Here is a 19,945-nt window from a genome sequence, read left to right on the forward strand (position 1 = left end):
GCTTCGAATTTATACACCTATTGAGGAATATATGAAAAAATCACTACTACTTGTTACTTCTTTACTATTTGGTGCAGCTCTAGTGGGTTGCCAAAGTTCTCAAACGACAGAATCTGTAACGGCTGAGGCATCAATGAAGACAATTACGGGTACAGTGGCTTATCGTGAGCGTATCGCGCTTCCTCCTCATGCAGTAGTAACCGTAGCCCTAGAGGATGTGTCTTTGGCCGATGCACCAGCGAAAGTTCTTGCGAAACAGACATTCGAGACTGAGGGTAAACAAGTACCTTTATCGTTTGAACTAAGCTACAACAGCAACGATATCAAACCAAACCACCGTTACAGCCTACGTGCACGTATTGAAGTGGACGGTAAGCTACGTTTTATCAATGACACAAGCATTCCAGTTATTACTGATGCAGAGCAAACGCACGAAGCAAATATTCGTCTAGTGGGTACACGTTAATCGTTAGTCCAATTGATTGTAAAATGGCAGCCTAAGGCTGCCATTTGTATTTTTTGAGTGAGACTTTTCCGATCTCAGACACTTCAATGCCTTCCGCTTCAAGCTTCTGCTTTTGCCTCTCCAGATCACGACCTTTTAACGAAATCTTTCCTTGGCTATTAACTACTCGAAACCATGGAAGTTTGCTGCCTTCTGGTAGATTCCCTAATGCTTTACCTACGTGTCTTGCATAACCAGAATAGCCTGCCATTTTTGCGATCTCGCCGTAAGTTGAAACTCGTCCAATAGGAATTTGGTGAATTACAGCAAAGATTTGCATTAGAAATTGGTCCATACTGAAAGTGTCCACTGTTGTTTACCAAGGAATGGTAATACACAAGACTTGTACTTCGCTATCAGTTCTTGCTCCTTAACATCATTTGCCGCTCATGTTCCTTCACCGTGTTTTGTTGTTTCTTTTGTGAGCCGCAGCTGATCTCTAAGAGTAAGTTGGAAATACAAAAACAAGCTCAGTCTTAGTTTATATAGACCCGCTCAACGACGTTGAAGGCCCAGTTTGATATGCCGTTGAGTTACCAGGTTGGTTGGGGAAGCCAGGAGGCGCTATGATTTTTTCAACACTTCAATTTCTCGTTACGACTCTTCTTGCCGTGGTGTGCGCTCGTGCCATCAGTTTGAGCGAAGGAGACATTCCCGTTCTTGCTTTGATGATTCCTGCGTTGTGGATACTACCGCAAGGTGGTATCGCAGGATTAATACTTCTAGGAGCAATGACCGTTTATGGCTTGACGCTATCAATGCAGCCAATTGCTTTGTCGATTGGAGTGTTGATTCTATTCCCATTACTCATGGTCGTGTTTTCGCGGCGTAGTTCACTGGGCGTTTTGCTTACCGCAGGTCTCATTGTGCTCACGTTACAAGTTGGCATCATGGTAACGCAGCAAGCTGGCAAATTAGATGGGACTCCTTGGATTACCGTTGTTCAAACGATGGCCGTTATCGTGATGTGGTGGGCGGCCAACCATTGGAAACCCTCAGAGAAACATAGCTGGTGGTCACTGTTGTTATTGTTGCCATTATGGTTGGCGGATTTGCCTTATGCTGTATTAGTTGCGCTAAGTGTCACCGGGATCCTCGCTTCTATGGAAGCGCTGACTAAGATTAAAAACTCAATGCGCTGGGGAAAGTTACTTTGTTGGACGTTACCAACCGTAGGCTTTGCTGCGTTGGTTGTTAACCCGAATATTGATGTTCCTAATCCGGTGTTTGTAGTCTGGATTTGCTTATTGGGAACGGCTTGGATGACAGACTATATCTTGAGAAGCAGCGACGAGCAGGCAGAATTGTAACGTACAGAAATTTAAAGAGAAAGAGTGATACTCTCTACAGTCTCTCCATCAATCGATGAAAAATGAAGCCGAATAGTATATGTTCGGCTTTTCATATTTACAGGGTATGTCAAGTACATGTTGTTGGGTGAATGGCCCAACTAACCGTATACATAATTAGTTGGTCATGGTTAAGATTTTTAAAGGGCTGGTATTTGCTTATTTGTTGCAGTGCAGTCCATTCTTGTTTGCTCAGTCAGTGCATCAGAAAGAATATAAAGTTGCTACAGAAGCGGATGATATTGTTACACGCGCTTTGTTTGATGCGATTTCAGCAGAGTTTGATGTATCGATACAATACGTCAATTTCTCTAGCTTTGATGCCATTCTAGATTCTGTAGCAGAAGGTAAGAGTGACTTTGCCGCCAATATAACCTTCACCGAAAAGCGGGCTAAACGCTTTAGTTATTCCCGCCCAACGAATATCGAATACACCTACCTATTCGGTCACACAGATAAAACCTTGGATGACATTCATAACGTTGGCGTGCCTCAGGATACAATATACTCAGAGCTTATCAGGCACTATTATCCGGATATCGAGCAGGTGTTTTATCAAGGCCACGATGAAGCCGTTGAACTACTGAATAGTGGTAGGGTTGATGGTGTTGTCGATGCCATCAACCAACTCAAACCCATGTTGGTAGATGGGTTTGATGCGCAGTTACTTAATGATCAAATCTCTATTAAGCCTGTTTCCATTGTTAGCCCCAAAGGTCTGCATTTACATGAGCTAGAGGCTTTTTCTGAATATATCCACAGTGAAGAAGTACAAAAATTACTTAGGGAAAGGGTCGCAAAATATCAGTTTGAGCTTCGTCAGAGCGCTTTACGGGAAGGGTTAAGTACTTTACCTATTGATTTGAAGCAGCCAATAATCATTAAGCTTGAGCCTATCTTCCCTTACGTGGTTTACAACGACGATGGAACCATAGAGGGAATGACAGCAGAGGTGGTCTACAAAAGCTGCGATATCTTGAACTTAAATTGTGAGATTGTGAGTCAAAAGGATGAAAGCTGGGAAAGCATGTATAGCCAGTTCATTCAAGGTGACATAGACATGATAGCACCGCTAACGATAAGCCGTGACCGCCGTGCATTTAGTTACTTCACCCAGCCGCATTATTCGCCAAGTTCGGTCATGGTAAGGCGCCTAGGATACAAACCTAATGTCTATTCTCATGTCTCCCAGCTAATCTCTGAACGTATTGGTGTGGTGAAAGAAGACTTTTTTGATCATCTTTTGAGCCAGATGTTGCCGCTAAAAAGTTTGAAAAGATATGAAAACCAACAAGCTCTCATCGATGCACTACTTGAGCGAGAGGTGGACTATATCGCGATGGATACTGCGATGCTCAACCATTTTCTTCGTCTAAGTGAGTTATTGCCCATAGAGCAGGACAATGCGATTGGTGAGTTTTATCAATCACAGCTTTCAGTTGGCTTAGCCAAGTCCACTAAAGGTGAATTGTTGGCGCCATATTTTTCGAGAGCCATATCTATGTTGAATTTGGACAATATTGTCGCTCGATACGATTTACGGCCAGATTGGCGTACGGCATTAGAATATGAGGTAAGGTTGGCAACCCAAACTCAAGCTGTATTCCTATTTGTACTGATATTTGCAATCTGTGTATCGATTTACCTTTATCGTCAATCCAATACCGATAATTTAACAGGGTTACGCAATCGCAGGTCATTGCAATTGCGTTTTCGCCAGGGAGTCTCACCAGAGTTAGCAATCCTCTACCTAGATATTAATCGTTTCAAGCAAATCAACGATACATATGGTCACAGAGCGGGAGATATGGTTTTGCAACAGCTCTCAAATGACATCAAAGCCTTGTGGGATGACAGAAGCTATCGTCTTGGAGGAGATGAGTTCATTCTTATTGGTAACCCGACTCAAGCACAGCTAGAGCTGGCGATAGAAAAGCTGGCAACTATTACTCTACAAGGTGGAACGTTAGATGAAGCTCACCCTATCTCTGTTTCTGTTGGTTGCTCGGTGAATCGTCAAAAGACATTGAGTCTAGAGAGCGCTCTCCATCTTGCCGATGAAGATATGTATCAAAGAAAGCAAGCATCACGACAAGAGACGAGACCGAAGCCTGCCGATGAGATTCGTGTTTAATTGTTGAATTGACCGACTTTTGTTCAAACAGTAGGGGAAAGGGAAAAATCGTTACTTTAGCCCTTGCAATCTGAAAGGCGATACTTAATAATCCTCCCATCATTTGAGACACGCTCTCAAAACAGAATTATGGGGCTCTGGTCCTCTCGCAACAATAGCTCGTGAACTCGGTCAGGTCCGGAAGGAAGCAGCCGCAGCGTGTGACTTGTGTGCCGGGATGTGGCTGGGGTCCCACCCTTTAAAAGCCTCGCTTAAACAGCGAGGCTTTTTCGTTTCCGGTGTCTCTTTTTGTTCATTTCACTTTATTCTATAATCTGGCGCTCTAGTTCATGCCATTTTCACCTGGGATATTTTCATGATTTCAAAAAACCAACTAAAACTGCTTCGTGCTTTGGGTCAAAAGAAGCAGCGTAAAGCGCACGGCTTATTTCTGGTTCAAGGTGAAAAGAACGTACTGGAATTGGCAAACAGTTCGCTTACGGTAAAGCAAATCTTTGCTACGGCTGAGTTTCTAGAGCTGCATCGCCAAGAACTAAACGACTTCGAGTGTATTGAAGCGTCGCTTGATGATCTAACCAAAGCAAGCACGCTGGTGAGCAACAACGCGGCCATTGCTGTAGTTGAAATTCCAAATGTAAAAGTGCCACAGGCTAAAGGCTTGATGATCGCATTGGATGGCGTTTCGGATCCGGGCAACTTAGGCACGATCATTCGCGTAGCAGACTGGTATGGTATCAAGCACATTATCGCGAGTACAGATTGTGCCGATCCTTACAACCCAAAAACCATCAGTGCAACCATGGGCAGCTTTGGTCGTGTGCAAGTGAGCCTAGTGGATTTACCAAGCTACCTAGAAGGTGCAAGCTTGCCTGTTTATGGTGCTTTCCTTGAAGGTGAAAGCGTGCACAAGACGGAATTCTCAGCAGAAGGCATTTTGTTGATGGGCAGCGAATCTCACGGTGTGCGTGAAGCGGCGTCTAAATTTGTGACCGACAAGATTACTATTCCAGCATTTGGCGGTGCAGAGTCTCTGAACGTGGCAATGGCGACAGGTATTATTCTGGATAACATGCGTCGTCAACACAGCTAGAAGAAACATTCGATCAGAAAAACGAGATTCCCGACTGCGCTCCTTCGTCGCTATCGGGAATGACGAGCCTATTTTTAATCGGGGTCAAATTGGAAGCTAGGTGCTGCTGCTAAACGTATCCTAGGTAAATCATCGAAGGATTTTGATGGTGCTTGTGTTTACCCATCGAAAAGATCACCCCGCCTTTGAATGTCATCCTCGAGAGGGAGGGACGACCGAGTCGGGGATCTCTTGCTTGTGGCTTATTTTTCTAGCATGTCCAACTTGTTTGGCACACCATTCCACTTTTCTGCTTCATCCATTGCTGGCTTTACTTCAGTTTGTACTGGCCAGATTTCCGCAAGCTCTGCGTTGAGCTCTTTGTAGATCACTTGATCTTCTGGTAGCTCGTCTTCTTGGAAGATGGCGGCAGCGGCACATTCATCCACGCATAAGCCACAATCGATGCATTCAATCGGGTTGATTACCATAAAGTTCGGACCTTCGTGGAAGGCATCAGCAGGGCATACCGCGACACAGTCAGTGTATTTACATTGGATACAGTTATCGGTTACGACAAACGCCATGATAATCAGCTCTTAAGTTAGTCAAAATTGAAGAATGGGGATAATACTCATCCCAAGGCAAAATTCAACATTCGCTACGTTAATTCCGCCGCTCAACTTGGATTTAGTATGACAGACAATTCAATTTCTCGTAAAATGCGCGCCATTGTGAGCTGACCATTGTAGAACTCCTCAAAAATATGAAGAGAAATGCATGGTTTTGGCTAAGACACCTACCATAACGAGACATCATATGATTCGTATTAATGAAATTAAACTTCCTCTTGATCATGAGGAAGACGCGCTATTGGACGCGATTACTAAAAAGCTTGGCATTGCTGCTGAGAAAGTTATCTCTTTTAATGTCTTTAGACGCGGCTACGATGCTCGTAAGAAAACCAATATTCATCTTATCTACACGCTAGACATCATCGTTGAAGGTGATGAAGAAGCGTTGTTAGCGAAATTTGAAAAAGATCCGCACGTTCGCCAAACGCCAGATATGGAATACAAGTTTGTTGCGAAAGCACCAGAGAACCTAACAGAGCGCCCAGTGGTGATCGGTTTCGGTCCTTGTGGTCTTTTTGCGGGTTTGGTTTTGGCTCAAATGGGCTTTAACCCAATCATCGTTGAGCGTGGTAAAGAGGTACGTGAACGTACCAAAGACACGTTCGGCTTTTGGCGTAAGCGCACACTAAACCCAGAATCAAACGTACAGTTTGGTGAGGGCGGCGCGGGTACTTTCTCTGATGGTAAGCTTTACAGCCAAGTGAAAGATCCAAACTTCTACGGTCGTAAAGTGATCACTGAGTTTGTAGCAGCTGGCGCACCAGAAGAAATTCTATACGTAAGTAAACCGCACATCGGTACCTTTAAACTGGTTACCATGATCGAAAAGATGCGTGCGAAAATCATCGAGCTAGGTGGTGAGATCCGCTTTAGCACTCGTGTTGACGATCTGCATATGGAAGATGGTCAAATCACAGGCGTAACGCTATCAAATGGTGAAGAGATTAAATCTCGTCACGTGGTACTAGCGGTGGGTCATAGTGCTCGTGATACGTTTGAAATGCTGCACGACCGTGGCGTTTACATGGAAGCAAAACCGTTCTCTGTTGGTTTCCGTATCGAGCACAAACAGTCGATGATCGATGAAGCGCGTTTTGGTCCAAACGCAGGTCACCCAATTCTTGGCGCGGCAGACTACAAACTGGTTCACCACTGTAAGAATGGCCGTACGGTTTACAGTTTCTGTATGTGTCCTGGTGGTACGGTTGTTGCGGCAACGTCTGAAGAAGGTCGCGTAGTAACCAACGGTATGAGCCAATACTCTCGTGCAGAGCGTAACGCGAACAGCGCAATCGTTGTGGGCATCTCTCCAGAAGTCGATTACCCGGGTGATCCGCTAGCGGGTATCCGTTTCCAGCGTGAACTAGAATCGGGTGCTTACGCACTAGGCGGCGAGAACTACGACGCACCAGCACAGAAAATTGGTGACTTCCTGAAAGGTCGAGATCCAAGTGCGCTGGGCGATGTAGAGCCATCATTCACTCCAGGCATCAAACTGACTGACCTATCAAAAGCGCTACCTGCGTTTGCTATTGAAGCGATTCGTGAAGCAATCCCAGCGTTCGATCGTAAGATCAAAGGCTTTGCTTCTGAAGACGGTCTACTGACTGGTGTTGAGACGCGTACGTCTTCTCCAGTTTGTATTAAGCGTGGTAAAGACTTCCAGAGCATCAACCTGAAAGGCTTCTTCCCTGCAGGTGAAGGTGCTGGCTATGCTGGTGGTATCCTTTCTGCGGGTATCGATGGCATTAAAGTGGCTGAAGCGGTGGCGCGTGATATCGTTGAAGCGATGGAAAATGCTTAATTTATTCGAGTAATAATACTTCGAAAGCCAGCCTCATTTGAGGTTGGCTTTTTTGTTTGCACTGCATAGCTAATTATTTCTAACTTGAGTTTTTATTAATTCGATTTAGCTCGACCTCTGCGCACGCTATATATTTTCACTGTTCATCACCAGACGGAGTTTTGCACCCGAGGTAAATAAATATGCAACTGTGTATTTATTGTTTTGTCTTATGTATCAGTTCGGATAGAGATCAATAGACTAAATCTATAGATAAAATTGCTAATTTCCATTTAGTAAAATCAAGAAATTAGACGACACTTATCTTAAAGGCAGCAAAAACGTGCCGCTAAGGAGATAAGAATGCACTCACTAAAAGTTAAAGATTACATGACATTGCAAGCGGTGACGTTCACCAAAAACATGTCGCTAACAGCGGCTTTGGATAAGGTGATGCAAAGTGTTACTCTAGGTGGACCAGTTATTGACGAAAACGAGAAAGTCGTAGGATTCCTTTCTGAGCAAGACCTTTTAGACAAACTCGTTAAAGCCAGTTACCACTGTCAGGATACACATACTGTTGAAGAGTGTATGCATGACGATGTACTTTCTGTGTCACCGGAAATGTCGATCATTGAGTTGGCCGATATGATGAAAATAGGCAAGCCCAAAATGTATCCGGTAGTGGATGACAAAGAAAAATTGGTCGGCGTGATTACAAGACGTGATGTACTTCGAGCGATAGGTAAGTCTCTAAACGAGTGCTTCCAGCATCCTGTTTAAAATCCAAATTAGATCCCCAGTTACCTCAAGATGCTCACTTCAGCTCTTGGTGTTACTTGAAGGGTAAAACTAAGACGAAAGGCGCCTCGGCGTCTTTTTGTCGTTGAGGAAGAATATGTCTACCCAAGACGCGAAGTTTGTCCAAGGTTCCACTATGCGTCACATCTTAGTGATGTCAGGGGCGGGATCTGTAGGATTGATGGCCCTGTTTGTTGTCGACTTGCTTGATATGCTATTCATCAGTATGTTGGGGCAGGTTGAGTTGGCGGCTGCCGTTGGTTTCGCAGGAACACTGATTTTCTTCTCAACTTCTGCGTCTATCGGCACGTCGATTGCGATGGGGGCTTTGGTCTCTAAGTCTATTGGTGCAAAGGACTTCGATCGTGCGAGGTTGATGAGCGGTAGTATTATGCTGACCGCCTTTATGATCAGTTTAGTGATCACTATTGGCATGTACATCCATATCCCTGAACTCTTAGCTGCAATCGGTGCAGAGGGAGTGGCTGCGGAACGTGCCGAGGCGTATCTTAACATTCTATTGCCAAGTGCGCCGATACTGGCGTTGGGTATGTCAGCAGGCGCAGGTTTACGTGCTGCGGGGGATGCTAAACGCTCTATGTGGGCGACCTTATCAGGTGGTATTGTTAATGCGATTCTTGACCCATTGTTCATCTTCGTTTTTAAATGGAATGTGGAAGGGGCTGCTGCGGCTTCAGTTATTGCTCGTTTCACCGTATTAGCATTCTCTCTTTATCCGTTAGTCAAAGTGCACAAACTGGTTTCTCTTCCAAACTTCGATATCTTTAAAAACAACCTCAAGCCAATTTTAGCGATTGCTGTGCCTGCGATTATTACCAATACTGCAACGCCTACTGGTAATGCAATTGTGACCACTCATATCGCTCAATTTGGCGAAGACTTCGTCGCAGGGTTTGCGGTGATTGGGCGCTTAACGCCAGTTTGTTTCGCGGTGATTTTTGCGCTTTCTGGTGCGGTTGGTCCTATCATTGGGCAGAACTTTGGTGCGGAGCGTATGGATCGTGTTAAGCGTACTCTGACCGATTCTTTACTGGTGACCACGATTTACACCCTAGGTGTCTGTGCTTTGCTTTATTTGCTGCAAGATTACATCGTAGCAATGTTTAGCCTGACGGGTGATGCTGCGATTATTGTTATCGCATTTTGTACCTATATTGCCATTACGTTTGTCTTCAATGGGACTTTGTTTGTCGCTAACACTTCTTTCAATAATCTCGGTAAACCGCTTTATTCCACGGCATTGAACTTAGGTAAAGCAACAATTGGCACTCTGCCTTTCGTTTACTTTGGATCGCAATGGTACGGAGCACTTGGCGTGTTATATGGACAAGCGGTGGGTACGATAGTGTTTGGGTTGCTGGCGTTAGTTGTGCTGAACAAACACATTAAAGACCTGATGCAAAACTTCGGAGAAGAAGATATAGAAGACGATCCAGCGATCACTTGCGTCAATACTCAACCTTTTTGCTCTCACGATGCGGTATTGATTGATGAAGTGGCAACCGCTTTGGAAGAAGAAAAAGCATAAATTTCGTCAATTAAACATAAATACACTTGACCTTGGAGTTGGCTCCAAGGTTTATTCTTAGCAGTAGATAAAGGTTTATCACCAATAAGGAAAGTGAATTATGTGTACGAAACATCAAGGTTGCCAACCAGGCAAAATCAAATCTGCGGTGGCAGTAGGTGCAAGTGACTCATGCTGCGCACCGGCAAAGCCAACGCTAAACATTACCCAAGCAACCGTTGCTGTCTCAGAAGAATCTTGTTGTAGCGGCGGAAGCTGTAGCTCGGATTCTGTTGACGACGAAGGCCCTGCCGAACCCCTCGAGTCCACCATTCGTCATAGTTGGCTAGTGTCAGGCATGGATTGTCCGGCCTGTGCGCAAAAGCTAGAGAAGGCCATCTCTTCTGTTGAGGGGGTCACAAATGCCAAAGTCTTGTTCGCGACAGAAAAGCTAGTGGTCGATTTTGATAACCGAGCACTTGCGCCTGTTATCGAGCAAGTTTCTCAGCAAACCGGCTTCCCACTGACTTCGACAGATGCGCCAAAACCAAAAGCTGAGAAAAAGGGTTGGCTGGGCGTTATCAAAGACAATGTTCAGATCCTCTCTATTGCAGGTGCGATGGCGTTTGCTGGCATCATTTCCGATTTCAATCCAACGCTAAGTACTTGGTTGTTTACTTTGACCTGTTTGCTTGGCTTGTATCCGGTTGCGATGAAAGCCATTAAGTTGGCCCGAACAGGTACGCCATTTGCGATTGAAACATTAATGAGTGTAGCGGCGTTAGGTGCGCTCTACCTTGGTGAAACCGCGGAAGCGGCGATGGTGCTATTGCTTTTCCTTATTGGTGAAAAGTTAGAAGCATATGCATCATCTCGCGCTCGCAGCGGTGTTCAAGCATTAATGGATCTCGTACCAGAGAATACAACCCTGATTGTTGATGGTGAACGTCAAGAAGTGCCAGCGTCACAGCTACAGCCGGATGATGTGATTGAAGTTGCGCCTGGCGGTCGTATGCCTGCGGACGGCCTGCTGATGACTCATGCGGCAAGCTTTGATGAAAGTGCGTTAACGGGCGAGTCTGTTCCGGTAGAGCATAACGAAGGCGGTAAAATCATGGCGGGCGCTGTGGTTGTCGATAAAGTCGTTCAAGTGAAAGTGACCTCACGCCAAGGTGAGAACGCGATTGACCGTATCCTGCATTTGATTGAAGAAGCGGAATCACGTAAAGCGCCACTTGAACGCTTCCTCGATAAGTTCAGCCGTTGGTACACACCGTTGATGATGCTTGTTTCTCTATTAGTCATCATTACACCACCATTGTTGTTTGCTCAACCTTGGGAAACGTGGGTATACCGTGGTTTAGCATTGCTGTTGATTGCATGTCCATGTGCGTTAGTCATCTCTACGCCAGCGGCGATCACTTCTGGCTTGGCAGCGGCAGCAAAACGAGGCGCACTGATCAAAGGTGGTGCAGCGCTTGAGCTATTGGGTCGTGTTGAATCAGTCGCATTCGATAAAACGGGTACGTTGACACAAGGTAAACCACAAGTGACTGATGTGGTGCCGTTTGATGTGACGGAAGAACAACTGCTTCGCTTAACGGCATCGATTGAGATTGGCTCAAGCCACCCACTGGCCATTTCGTTGGTGAACAAAGCGCAAGAACAAGGCATCAACATTCCTGAAGCTGCAGACAAAACCGCGCAGGTTGGTTCTGGTGTGACAGGGCTTGTTGAAGGAAAATTGGTTCAGGTCATTGCACCTTCGAAAGCCGACTTCCCAATCTCACAACAAGTAGAACAGCAAGTCTTGGCGTTGGAAGGGCAAGGTAAAACTGTGGTTATCGCACGCCACGATCAGGAAGTGATAGGTTTGATTGCCTGGCAAGATACGCTTCGTCAAGACGCTCAACAAGCCGTTGCTGCATTGAAGAAACTGGGTATTTCATCTGTGATGCTAACAGGTGACAACCCTCGCAGCGCCGAAGCAATTGCGAACCAAATTGGTCTTGATTACAAAGCGAGTTTGTTACCAGCAGACAAAGTGCACTACGTAGAAGAGATTTCAGCGCAGCACACCGTTGCGATGGTGGGCGATGGTATTAATGACGCCCCAGCGATGAAAGCTTCCAGCATTGGTATTGCCATGGGTGGTGGTACTGACGTTGCACTCGAAACGGCTGATGCCGCGCTTACTCATAACCGTTTGATTGAGCTAGCAGGCATGATCGAACTATCACGTGCGACGCTCAATAATATCCGTCAGAACGTTGCGTTGGCTCTAGGACTGAAAGGCGTGTTCTTGGTAACGAGCTTGCTAGGTATAACAGGCTTGTGGGTAGCTGTGTTGGCCGACAGTGGAGCAACAGCTCTTGTTACTTTGAACGCTCTGAGATTACTTCGTTTTGAATCAAAGCAAGTAAAATAACCATTCAAGTGAAATGAAAACTGACCTGAGGCAGAAGTGTCTCAGGTTTTTTTATGCCTGTTAAATCGAAACAACTTTGTTGTGTGTTTCGTTTGGCAAATCACTTATTCCTATGCAACGAAATGATCTTTAGTCCCTTAAAGTGTGATCTAAACCGTTTTTATTTGAAAGTGTGGTTTTATTACATTGTTTCATTGTGATTGCGATCACTCTATGTTGGTGAAAGGTTCGCTACAGTGCATCTGTACCCAACAACTTATTAATGAGCTTATTGTTTACAAAATAAGCCACAACAAGGAGCGACTTATGTCTCAAGCTGTATTCCATTTAGGTATTACTGAAGCTGATCTTAATGGTGCAACTCTAGCAATTATTCCTGGTGACCCAGCACGCGTACAAAAAATCGCTGAAGAAATGGAAAACCCTGTATTTCTAGCAAGTCACCGTGAATACACGCTATACCGTGCAGAGCTAGACGGTAAACCTGTTGTGGTTTGTTCTACAGGTATCGGTGGCCCATCTACTTCTATTGCAGTAGAAGAGCTAGCGCAACTTGGTGTTCGTACTTTCCTACGTGTAGGTACTACAGGCGCGATCCAACCGCACGTAAACGTAGGTGATATGATCGTTACTACAGGTTCTGTTCGCCTAGACGGTGCGAGCCTACACTTTGCTCCAATGGAGTTCCCAGCGGTAGCTGATTTTGACATTGCTACAGCAATGAAAGCGGCAGTAGAAGAATCTGGTGCTGCAGTACACATGGGTGTGACAGCTTCAAGTGATACTTTCTACCCAGGTCAAGAACGTTACGACACTTTCTCTGGTCGTGTTGTTAAGCGTTTCCAAGGTTCTATGCAAGAGTGGCAGGACATGGGCGTTCTGAACTTCGAAATGGAGTCAGCAACACTGCTAACTATGTGTGCAAGCTCAGGCCTAAAAGCAGGTTGTGTGGCGGGTGTAATTATCAACCGTACACAAAAAGAGATTCCAGATCATTCAACTCTGAAAGAAACGGAAGCTCGCTCAATTAAGGTTGTAGTTGAAGCGGCTCGTAAGATGCTTTAATAACAACGGTTAGTTGGCATTTAAACAAACGGGAAAAGCCAGAGGTTCGCCTCTGGCTTTTTCTATCTGTCGGTTTTGTGTTGAGTGTTAAAGGCAGTGAATCTGACGCAATAAAAAAGCAGCTCGAGGCTGCTTTTTTTGATTGGTATCGACGATTAGATTTCGTCAGAACCGCCGGCGGCTTCAAACCATGCACTAAGATGTGTCTTCAGATCTTTCAGCTCATCTGGGCCGATAAGTGCCAACCCTAAGTCTTCAGCACGTGTGATGTCATTATGGCGTAGCGGACGGAAGCTAACCAACATAGCACGTGCTTGTAGGCCACCTAGAAGGTCACGCAGTGATTCAAGCTTGTACAAGGTATCGTCACCATCATCACGCATACCTTTAGTCTTACATTCGATAATGTGCAGCTTGTTGTTTACTACGGTCGCAACATCCAGTTCATTACGAACCTCACTTTCACCTAGCTTGCGATAGACTTGAACATTTAATGAACGATCTTGGATAGTCGGCATCGTATCTTGAATCTGCTTAACCGTGCTATGAACTAAGGTCTCTAGCCATTCACCATTTGAAAAGCGGCGGGCGTCTTCATCAGCGAATGTCAAAATGCCATTTTCATACGTAGCTATCTGAGCTTCAACCAAGTCGGTTAGCAGCATGTTCAGTTCACGGTAGCCTTGTTGCTTCTCAGAGAGCTCAACATCCAATTTTTGCTCTTTACGGCAGGTGGTTGCAAGATAGTTTAGAGTCGCAAGGCCAGGGCCAAGTTCAAGGGCATTGGAAGCCCAACGTTCGCCTAGTTCATACAGTTTTTGATCTAACTGAGGAGGAAGGTCAACGTGGTGGAATTCGCCTCGAGCACCAAAGATCGTCAGGTAGTCAGAAATCGTAATGTGGTCTTCTACTTGGCTGTCTTCTTTGCCATCAGGATATAGCCAGCAAAGCTTGTCACTATTTGGCTCTACCACAAAGATTGGCCAACGGTATGTACGGAACACTTCATACACAGAAAGCAATCGGTGACGAAGGCCACAGCTTGCGTTCAGCTTTACTTCTTCGCCTCGGTCATGGAGGTCTTTTGCCAATTTATGAATCGATTGTTTAATCAGAGAAGTGTTTACAACAGAAGGAATTTCAAAAAACTCGGACGTAATTTCTCGCTGCTCCAACACGGCACTCAGTCGCTCATAGATGTCAGCTTGACTCTTATCACCGATAAAGACGATATGGGTACTGACAGTGCGATTATCCAATAGAGGAGTGACCAATCTAACAGGGTCTTGGTCAATAATACCAACATGAACAGCCATAGGTTTTCCTTCTTATTTGGCTTGCTCGAAAAGAGAAAGTAAAAGGGATGAGCAAGCCATAATAACCATATGTAGACAAGGTCAATAAAAAACAAGGGCGACCTTATAAAAAGTCGCCCTTGTAGAGTCAGTTGGTATCTAAAATCGTTACAAATTATATCTTAATCTATAGCTTGAAGCGGTGTACCAATTCATTTTGCTGATGAGCTAAATGCGTTAGTGATTCACTCGTCGCGGCAATGCTTGCCATCGCATGGTAGCTCTTATCTGCAATGTTATTGATGTCTTCGATATTTCGAGCAATGTCAGCAGAGGTTTCACTCTGCTCTACAGCTGCTTGCGATATATGTGTGCTCATCTGACTGATTTCGATGATTAACGCTTGAATTTCTTCCATTGAGCTGTTGGCTTTGGATGCTTGTTCAACCGACATCTCCATGTCACTCATACAACTCTCAATGACTTGGCTTGCTGATTGTGAGCTCGTTTGAAGATTGCTAATCATGGATTCTATCTCAGTCGTCGACTGAGTGGTCTTAGAGGCCAAAACACGTACTTCATCAGCAACGACTGCAAATCCACGCCCTTGTTCACCTGCTCGCGCCGCTTCTATAGCTGCGTTTAATGCAAGTAGGTTTGTTTGTTCAGCAATGTTACGAATCACATCCAAGATCGAGCCAATTTGACCGCTCATTTTTTGCAATTCTGCAACAGCCGATACAGACTCGTTTAGTCTCGTCTCAAGTTGATTGATAGTAGAAATATTGCTGTTCATGATATTTCTACCTTGATCAGAAGCCGTTTCTACTCGCTGCACCATTTCTAGTGAACCTTGCGCACTTTGAGCGACTTCCTGAACAGAATGAGACATCTCAGTCATTGCGGTTGCTACGTTCGCAGTTTGCTCACGTTGATTATTCAACTGCATTTGCGCCTCTGATGAAGTTTGTTCATTTTCAGAGGCAGTATTGGAAAGGTTGTCAGAAGCGTCGTTTAGCTTCACAAGAATGTTGTGCAAGCTGTCCGCTAGGGTATTGATATGCCCACTGACACGACTGAATTCGTTGTTGTAACGATTATCAATGCGTTGAGTCATATCACCTTCAGTGAGGCCTTCTAGCACCTTAAGAATACGAGTCAATGGTTCACGTACGCTATGTGCAATGTGGTAACCAATGGCGGTTGCAAACAGAACGACAACAACAGCGATAACAATGGCTTTAGTAACACCATTCGAGTAGATACTTCCAGCCTCTGTCAGTGACTCTTCCAATTTATCCGTCGCTGTTGTGGTAAATTGCTCGAGGATACCCATTGTTGTATCCACTTTAGTGGCTAGGTTGGCGATGTTGTCGTACAGAGCTGAGCGAGCGGTTAGGTAGCTATTATGTTGGTCGAGTACCCCGCCTCGTTGGCCCACATCACGAGTAAATTGTTCAACGGATTCACCAAACGCATCTTTTATAGCTGGTAATTGCGTAGCGAGGCCACGAAATGCATAGTTTAAGTGTGTTACCGCTTTGCGGTTTTTCGCTACTGCTTTAGTTACGAACTCGGGGTTATTGCTGGCTAAGGCATCTGAAGTGATCACTTCGGCGTCTTTTAGCTTAATGAAATAGCTCTTGGCCATGACTTTAACTGAAATACTCGATTGATCAGCAACATACTCCTTCATACCAACCGACAGTTCAGTGTTTAGCTTTTGAAAGCGACGAGAGGACTTCTGCACTTCTTCTTGTGCAGCAAACATCGCCTCATAGTTGTCCATGGCTTCTTTAGCTTCCGAGAAGTAGCTCTGCTCAATTTCTTTAAGCTGGGAGAAAGGTTGTGCCAAAGAAGGGTAGATACGGCTGGCTGTCTCAAGTTTCCCTAACGTAGAGGTAAACTGTTCTTGAGATTTAGCAAACTCCTGACGCATCTCATCCATTCGTTGCTTATTCTCTGTTGTGAGAAAGTCTTTAAAAGACTTATCGGCTGACAGAAGCTCAACACTGGTTTGGTTTGATAACGAAACCAGCGGTAATGAATTCTTTGATACGGTTTCAAACTTGTTATGAATATCACTCATGCCACTCATCATAATGGCAATTGTGATGGCAAACAGAATTATGATCAGTGCAAAGCCTGCATACATCCGTTTAATTACTGACCCACGCATAATTAGCGTCCTCTCCCAGAAACAAGACAAAAAAATAGTTATGTCTTAAAAAATTAACAAAATTCCTTGAATTGTATTGAGTTTGAGACGCACGTTTTATGACGCACACGACAAAAAAAACTTCTATGTAACAACTTATATTGATAATGTTAAGTGAACACTGTTTTTTATTGAGCTAAGCCTAGGGTTGGCGCATACTAAAGCGGTTACACACCTTATAAATGGAGTACCCATGGCGGAAGAAACCATCTTTAGCAAAATTATCCGTAAAGAAATCCCTGCAGATGTTCTTTATCAAGACGATTTAGTAACGGCATTTCGAGATATTAACCCGCGTGCGCCGAGCCACATCCTAATCATTCCGAACAAGCTTATTCCAACAACGAATGACGTAGAAGCAGAAGATGAAGCGATGATGGGGCGTATGTTCACTGTCGCGAAAAAACTGGCTAAAGAGGAAGGCATTGCAGAAGACGGTTACCGTTTGATTGTTAACTGTAACTCACATGGCGGCCAAGAAGTTTACCATATCCATATGCACCTAGTGGGCGGGCGCCCTTTAGGCCCAATGGTTCTGAGCTAATTGGGTAAAAGTGGGTGGGCAACCCCACCCATAATTTCTCGTCTATACACATTTGCGGAGATGAATGTGAAACATGGTGTGAAGCTATTTGGATTGATGAGCTGGGTCCTGGTTGCTACAGGATGTGCAAACCTATCCGCTGGCAATCTGTTCAGCCACTATAGCGACCAAAATAAACAAGTTTATCAAGCGGTGGTTGCTGGTGAATATGCCAAAGCTGAGCAACTGCAATCTAGTGATGTTGGTGGCGATATACTTGGTAATTTTGAGCAAGGCCGAATCTCATTTCTTGCACAAGATTATCCAACAAGCTTGAGTGCACTCGAAGACAGCGATCGTGCGGTACGCAAACAACAAGATCGCGCAACCATCTCTGTTACGGAAACAGCGACCAGTGTGGGTTCTCTGGCTGTTAACGACAATTTAAACGAATACCAACCCGCCGACTACGAGCTCGGTTTCTTGCATTTGTATCTAGGTTTGAATTATCTACAAAAGAACGATCTAGAGGGGGCGTTGGTTGAAATGCGCCGTGCAAACCAAGTCCAAGAGGCGGCAAAGAAAGCGCGTGAAAGGGAACTAAAGCGAGCTGAGAAGGATCTTAAGAAGCAAGGTATGTCAGCAAACTTAGGTAGCGTATTAGCAAACTACCCAGACGCAGGCAAAAAGCTCAGTTCAGTACAAAATGGCTACTTGTTCTACCTTTCAGGGCTGCTTTATGAAGCATCAAGAGATTTGAATAGTGCGTACGTAGACTATCGTCGCGCACTCGCCGTGATGCCTGATAACAAGCAAGTCATTGACAGTACGATGTATGCGGCGAAGAAACTTGGCATGCGTCAAGACCTGCGTATGTTGGAAAAGCGCTATGGTAAAGCGCCTTCGGGGCTAAGCAAGTCACAAGGCCGCGTGATTGTGATTGATGAGCAAGGTGTGGTGGAAGCACTGCAAGGTTGGCGTATTGATTTACCTATTTATGACAGCCGAGGCGATGGTGCAATTTATTCTCTTGCACTGCCATACTATCCGAAACGCGGAACGCAACGTTTTGGTGATGTTGCGCTGAATGGTAACAAGCTACCTTCAAGTACATTAGCAGACGTGAATGCGATGGCACAGAATGATTTGCAAGAGCGTCTAACCACGATTGTGATTCGCCAAGCGATTCGTGTTTGGGCAAAAGACAGAATTCGAAAAGAAGCCGCCAAAGGTGATGATGTAGGCAATCTTCTTTTCAACGTATGGAACACATTAACTGAACAACCTGATACCAGAAGTTGGCAGACCCTACCAGGAACGGTGAAAACCGCGTCAAAGGTTGTGAGTCCGGGTAAGCAGAGCTTAAATGTCGGAGATCAGGTGTATCAATTTGAAGTGCCAGCACAGCAGACAACATTGGTATGGGTTTCCCGCCAGGGATTGCATTCCACGGTTTGGCATAAACAACTAGGGAGGTTGTAATGAGAGCATGGCTTATAGGTTTGGTTGTGATCATTGGTTTAGCGGGATGTGCGGATAACACCGCCGGTATCCGAATTGATGGTCAAACACAGAAGGTTTTCTTTAACGACAATGTTTTGGGTAGTCGTTTATTGGTAGACAACATTACCACGACTTATGTCGATGACCGTCCGCGCGGTGTTGTGCAGTTGAGCAGTAACTACAAAGGTGACCAGCACATTCTTTACCGATTCTACTGGTATGACAATACTGGTTTGGAAGTAAACACGAAAGCTGGCCCTTGGCGAAAAATGATCGTTCGTGGTTTTGAGCAAGTCTCTTTGTCCGAAGTGACAGTAAATCCGAACGGGACTCAGTTCCGCGTACAAATTCGCGAAGCACAAGATAACTAACTCGGTTCGAGTGACACATTTTCGGCAGCTATGCTGCTTTACTAAGGTAGAGATACCTTGGTAAGAAATACAAATTAAGGAACTCTCATGAAAAAAAGTATTATCGCTCTTTTAGGTCTTGCCGTCATTTTGGGTGGTTGTTCAAATAAAGTTTCATATGGCGATGCTCAGGCGACAGAAACAACGACGATTGACTTTGGTTCTACGGATTTACAAAAAATAGCTGGTGAAATGGTTGATAGCATGATGATGTCAGGATCTGTTGCTGCGATTACTCGTGACCAACGTCCAATCGTATTTGTAGAGCGTATTAAAAATAAAACGAGTGAGCACATTGATACTGAGTCTATCACCGATACTATCTCTACTAAGATGCTAAACTCTGGTAAGTTTCGTTTCGTAGATATGGACCGTGTTGAGTCTGTCCGTGAGCAACTTAACTTCCAAAATAATGATGAGCTTGTGAACCAGAGTACCGCGATTCAGTTCGGTAAAATGGTGGGTGCGCAATACATGCTTTACGGTAACCTTTCTAGCATCGTGAAAAACGCGGGTAGTGACAAAGACGTGTACTACAAAATGACAATGCGCTTGATGGATCTAGAAACCGGTCTGATTGAATGGGCGGACGAAACAGAGATTCGTAAAGAGCAATCTAAGAGCTTATTTGGCCTTTAATCTTTCCCAATACCTGACTATTTACTGAGTAAGGTAGTAGGAACTAGAGTGGAGAAGTTA

The 19,945-nt window shown here is 44.9% G+C and carries 17 protein-coding genes and 1 other RNA gene; 14 read left to right on the top strand and 4 right to left on the bottom strand.

The window, feature by feature from the left end:
* The first annotated feature begins 31 nt into the window (after nucleotides 1–31).
* Nucleotides 32–466 carry a YbaY family lipoprotein gene (locus tag B853_RS04630; protein ID WP_010447084.1) on the top strand — a complete coding sequence of 145 codons (435 nt, stop codon included), beginning with the start codon at nucleotides 32–34 and terminating at the stop codon, nucleotides 464–466.
* Between the two features lie 31 nt (nucleotides 467–497).
* On the opposite strand, the gene B853_RS04635 is transcribed toward B853_RS04630, so the two are convergent.
* Nucleotides 498–800 (bottom strand): DNA base-flipping protein, encoded by a 303-nt coding sequence (locus tag B853_RS04635; protein ID WP_038882752.1) that lies wholly within the window; start codon nucleotides 798–800, stop codon nucleotides 498–500.
* 271 nt (nucleotides 801–1,071) lie between these two features.
* Between B853_RS04635 and B853_RS04640 the strand changes: the two genes are divergently transcribed.
* From B853_RS04640 to B853_RS04655, 4 genes are all read left to right on the top strand, one after another.
* On the top strand, nucleotides 1,072–1,815 hold the full coding sequence (locus B853_RS04640; protein ID WP_010447088.1) for a VP0952 family biofilm-associated protein: 744 nt from the start codon (nucleotides 1,072–1,074) through the stop codon (nucleotides 1,813–1,815).
* Between the two features lie 166 nt (nucleotides 1,816–1,981).
* A complete protein-coding gene (locus B853_RS04645; RefSeq protein ID WP_038882753.1) occupies nucleotides 1,982–3,988 on the top strand; it encodes a GGDEF domain-containing protein in 2,007 nt (668 codons plus the stop codon).
* Between the two features lie 135 nt (nucleotides 3,989–4,123).
* Nucleotides 4,124–4,220, top strand: an RNA gene (gene ffs / locus B853_RS04650) — signal recognition particle sRNA small type.
* A gap of 123 nt (nucleotides 4,221–4,343) precedes the next feature.
* Entirely contained in the window at nucleotides 4,344–5,078 is a 735-nt protein-coding gene (locus B853_RS04655) for an RNA methyltransferase (protein ID WP_038882754.1), read from the top strand.
* A 242-nt stretch (nucleotides 5,079–5,320) separates the two neighbouring features.
* Here B853_RS04655 and fdxA read toward each other — a convergent pair whose 3' ends face one another.
* Entirely contained in the window at nucleotides 5,321–5,644 is a 324-nt protein-coding gene (gene fdxA, locus B853_RS04660) for a ferredoxin FdxA (protein WP_005431654.1), read from the bottom strand.
* 232 nt (nucleotides 5,645–5,876) lie between these two features.
* Between fdxA and B853_RS04665 the strand changes: the two genes are divergently transcribed.
* From B853_RS04665 to udp, 5 genes are all read left to right on the top strand, one after another.
* Nucleotides 5,877–7,496 carry an NAD(P)/FAD-dependent oxidoreductase gene (locus B853_RS04665; RefSeq protein ID WP_038882755.1) on the top strand — a complete coding sequence of 540 codons (1,620 nt, stop codon included), beginning with the start codon at nucleotides 5,877–5,879 and terminating at the stop codon, nucleotides 7,494–7,496.
* A gap of 342 nt (nucleotides 7,497–7,838) precedes the next feature.
* Nucleotides 7,839–8,258 (top strand): CBS domain-containing protein, encoded by a 420-nt coding sequence (locus B853_RS04670; RefSeq protein ID WP_010447101.1) that lies wholly within the window; start codon nucleotides 7,839–7,841, stop codon nucleotides 8,256–8,258.
* A 115-nt stretch (nucleotides 8,259–8,373) separates the two neighbouring features.
* Complete coding sequence (locus B853_RS04675; RefSeq protein WP_038882756.1) at nucleotides 8,374–9,825, top strand: MATE family efflux transporter; 1,452 nt, start codon at nucleotides 8,374–8,376, stop codon at nucleotides 9,823–9,825.
* Nucleotides 9,826–9,925: 100 nt separating this feature from the next.
* Complete coding sequence (locus tag B853_RS04680; protein ID WP_038882757.1) at nucleotides 9,926–12,232, top strand: zinc/cadmium/mercury/lead-transporting ATPase; 2,307 nt, start codon at nucleotides 9,926–9,928, stop codon at nucleotides 12,230–12,232.
* Between the two features lie 306 nt (nucleotides 12,233–12,538).
* Entirely contained in the window at nucleotides 12,539–13,297 is a 759-nt protein-coding gene (gene udp / locus B853_RS04685; protein WP_038882758.1) for a uridine phosphorylase, read from the top strand.
* A 155-nt stretch (nucleotides 13,298–13,452) separates the two neighbouring features.
* Here udp and B853_RS04690 read toward each other — a convergent pair whose 3' ends face one another.
* Nucleotides 13,453–14,613, bottom strand: a complete 1,161-nt coding sequence (locus tag B853_RS04690; protein ID WP_010447109.1) for a DUF1887 family protein — start codon at nucleotides 14,611–14,613, stop codon at nucleotides 13,453–13,455.
* Between the two features lie 166 nt (nucleotides 14,614–14,779).
* Nucleotides 14,780–16,771 carry a methyl-accepting chemotaxis protein gene (locus B853_RS04695; RefSeq protein ID WP_038882759.1) on the bottom strand — a complete coding sequence of 664 codons (1,992 nt, stop codon included), beginning with the start codon at nucleotides 16,769–16,771 and terminating at the stop codon, nucleotides 14,780–14,782.
* 232 nt (nucleotides 16,772–17,003) lie between these two features.
* On the opposite strand from B853_RS04695, the gene hinT reads away from it, so the two are divergent.
* The 4 genes from hinT (at nucleotide 17,004) to lpoB (ending at nucleotide 19,885) form a co-directional block, all read left to right on the top strand.
* Nucleotides 17,004–17,354, top strand: coding sequence for a purine nucleoside phosphoramidase (hinT, locus tag B853_RS04700; protein WP_005446662.1), 351 nt, complete (start codon nucleotides 17,004–17,006; stop codon nucleotides 17,352–17,354).
* Between the two features lie 66 nt (nucleotides 17,355–17,420).
* A complete protein-coding gene (locus tag B853_RS04705) occupies nucleotides 17,421–18,815 on the top strand; it encodes a COG3014 family protein (protein WP_038882763.1) in 1,395 nt (464 codons plus the stop codon).
* Nucleotides 18,815–19,207 carry a YcfL family putative periplasmic lipoprotein gene (locus B853_RS04710; RefSeq protein ID WP_010447119.1) on the top strand — a complete coding sequence of 131 codons (393 nt, stop codon included), beginning with the start codon at nucleotides 18,815–18,817 and terminating at the stop codon, nucleotides 19,205–19,207. The genes B853_RS04705 and B853_RS04710 overlap by 1 nt, the downstream gene beginning before the upstream one ends.
* Before the next feature lie 87 nt (nucleotides 19,208–19,294).
* Nucleotides 19,295–19,885: a penicillin-binding protein activator LpoB gene (gene lpoB, locus B853_RS04715; protein ID WP_038882760.1), complete on the top strand. Its 591-nt coding sequence runs from the start codon at nucleotides 19,295–19,297 to the stop codon at nucleotides 19,883–19,885.
* Nucleotides 19,886–19,945: the final 60 nt, after the last annotated feature.

Origin of the sequence: Vibrio rotiferianus CAIM 577 = LMG 21460, assembly GCF_002741985.1 — a bacterium.
GTDB classification, from domain to species: domain Bacteria; phylum Pseudomonadota; class Gammaproteobacteria; order Enterobacterales; family Vibrionaceae; genus Vibrio; species Vibrio rotiferianus.

Bases quoted from the DNA above. Each gene is read 5' to 3' on its own strand.
- B853_RS04630 (WP_010447084.1), top strand. From the start codon at position 32: ATGAAAAAATCACTACTACTTGTTACTTCTTTACTATTTGGTGCAGCT.
- B853_RS04645 (WP_038882753.1), top strand. From the start codon at position 1,982: ATGGTTAAGATTTTTAAAGGGCTGGTATTTGCTTATTTGTTGCAGTGC.
- B853_RS04675 (WP_038882756.1), top strand. From the start codon at position 8,374: ATGTCTACCCAAGACGCGAAGTTTGTCCAAGGTTCCACTATGCGTCAC.
- B853_RS04680 (WP_038882757.1), top strand. From the start codon at position 9,926: ATGTGTACGAAACATCAAGGTTGCCAACCAGGCAAAATCAAATCTGCG.
- B853_RS04665 (WP_038882755.1), top strand. From the start codon at position 5,877: ATGATTCGTATTAATGAAATTAAACTTCCTCTTGATCATGAGGAAGAC.
- B853_RS04655 (WP_038882754.1), top strand. From the start codon at position 4,344: ATGATTTCAAAAAACCAACTAAAACTGCTTCGTGCTTTGGGTCAAAAG.
- B853_RS04670 (WP_010447101.1), top strand. From the start codon at position 7,839: ATGCACTCACTAAAAGTTAAAGATTACATGACATTGCAAGCGGTGACG.
- hinT (WP_005446662.1), top strand. From the start codon at position 17,004: ATGGCGGAAGAAACCATCTTTAGCAAAATTATCCGTAAAGAAATCCCT.
- lpoB (WP_038882760.1), top strand. From the start codon at position 19,295: ATGAAAAAAAGTATTATCGCTCTTTTAGGTCTTGCCGTCATTTTGGGT.
- B853_RS04710 (WP_010447119.1), top strand. From the start codon at position 18,815: ATGAGAGCATGGCTTATAGGTTTGGTTGTGATCATTGGTTTAGCGGGA.
- fdxA (WP_005431654.1), bottom strand. From the start codon at position 5,644: ATGGCGTTTGTCGTAACCGATAACTGTATCCAATGTAAATACACTGAC.
- udp (WP_038882758.1), top strand. From the start codon at position 12,539: ATGTCTCAAGCTGTATTCCATTTAGGTATTACTGAAGCTGATCTTAAT.
- B853_RS04640 (WP_010447088.1), top strand. From the start codon at position 1,072: ATGATTTTTTCAACACTTCAATTTCTCGTTACGACTCTTCTTGCCGTG.
- B853_RS04695 (WP_038882759.1), bottom strand. From the start codon at position 16,771: ATGCGTGGGTCAGTAATTAAACGGATGTATGCAGGCTTTGCACTGATC.
- B853_RS04635 (WP_038882752.1), bottom strand. From the start codon at position 800: ATGGACCAATTTCTAATGCAAATCTTTGCTGTAATTCACCAAATTCCT.
- B853_RS04690 (WP_010447109.1), bottom strand. From the start codon at position 14,613: ATGGCTGTTCATGTTGGTATTATTGACCAAGACCCTGTTAGATTGGTC.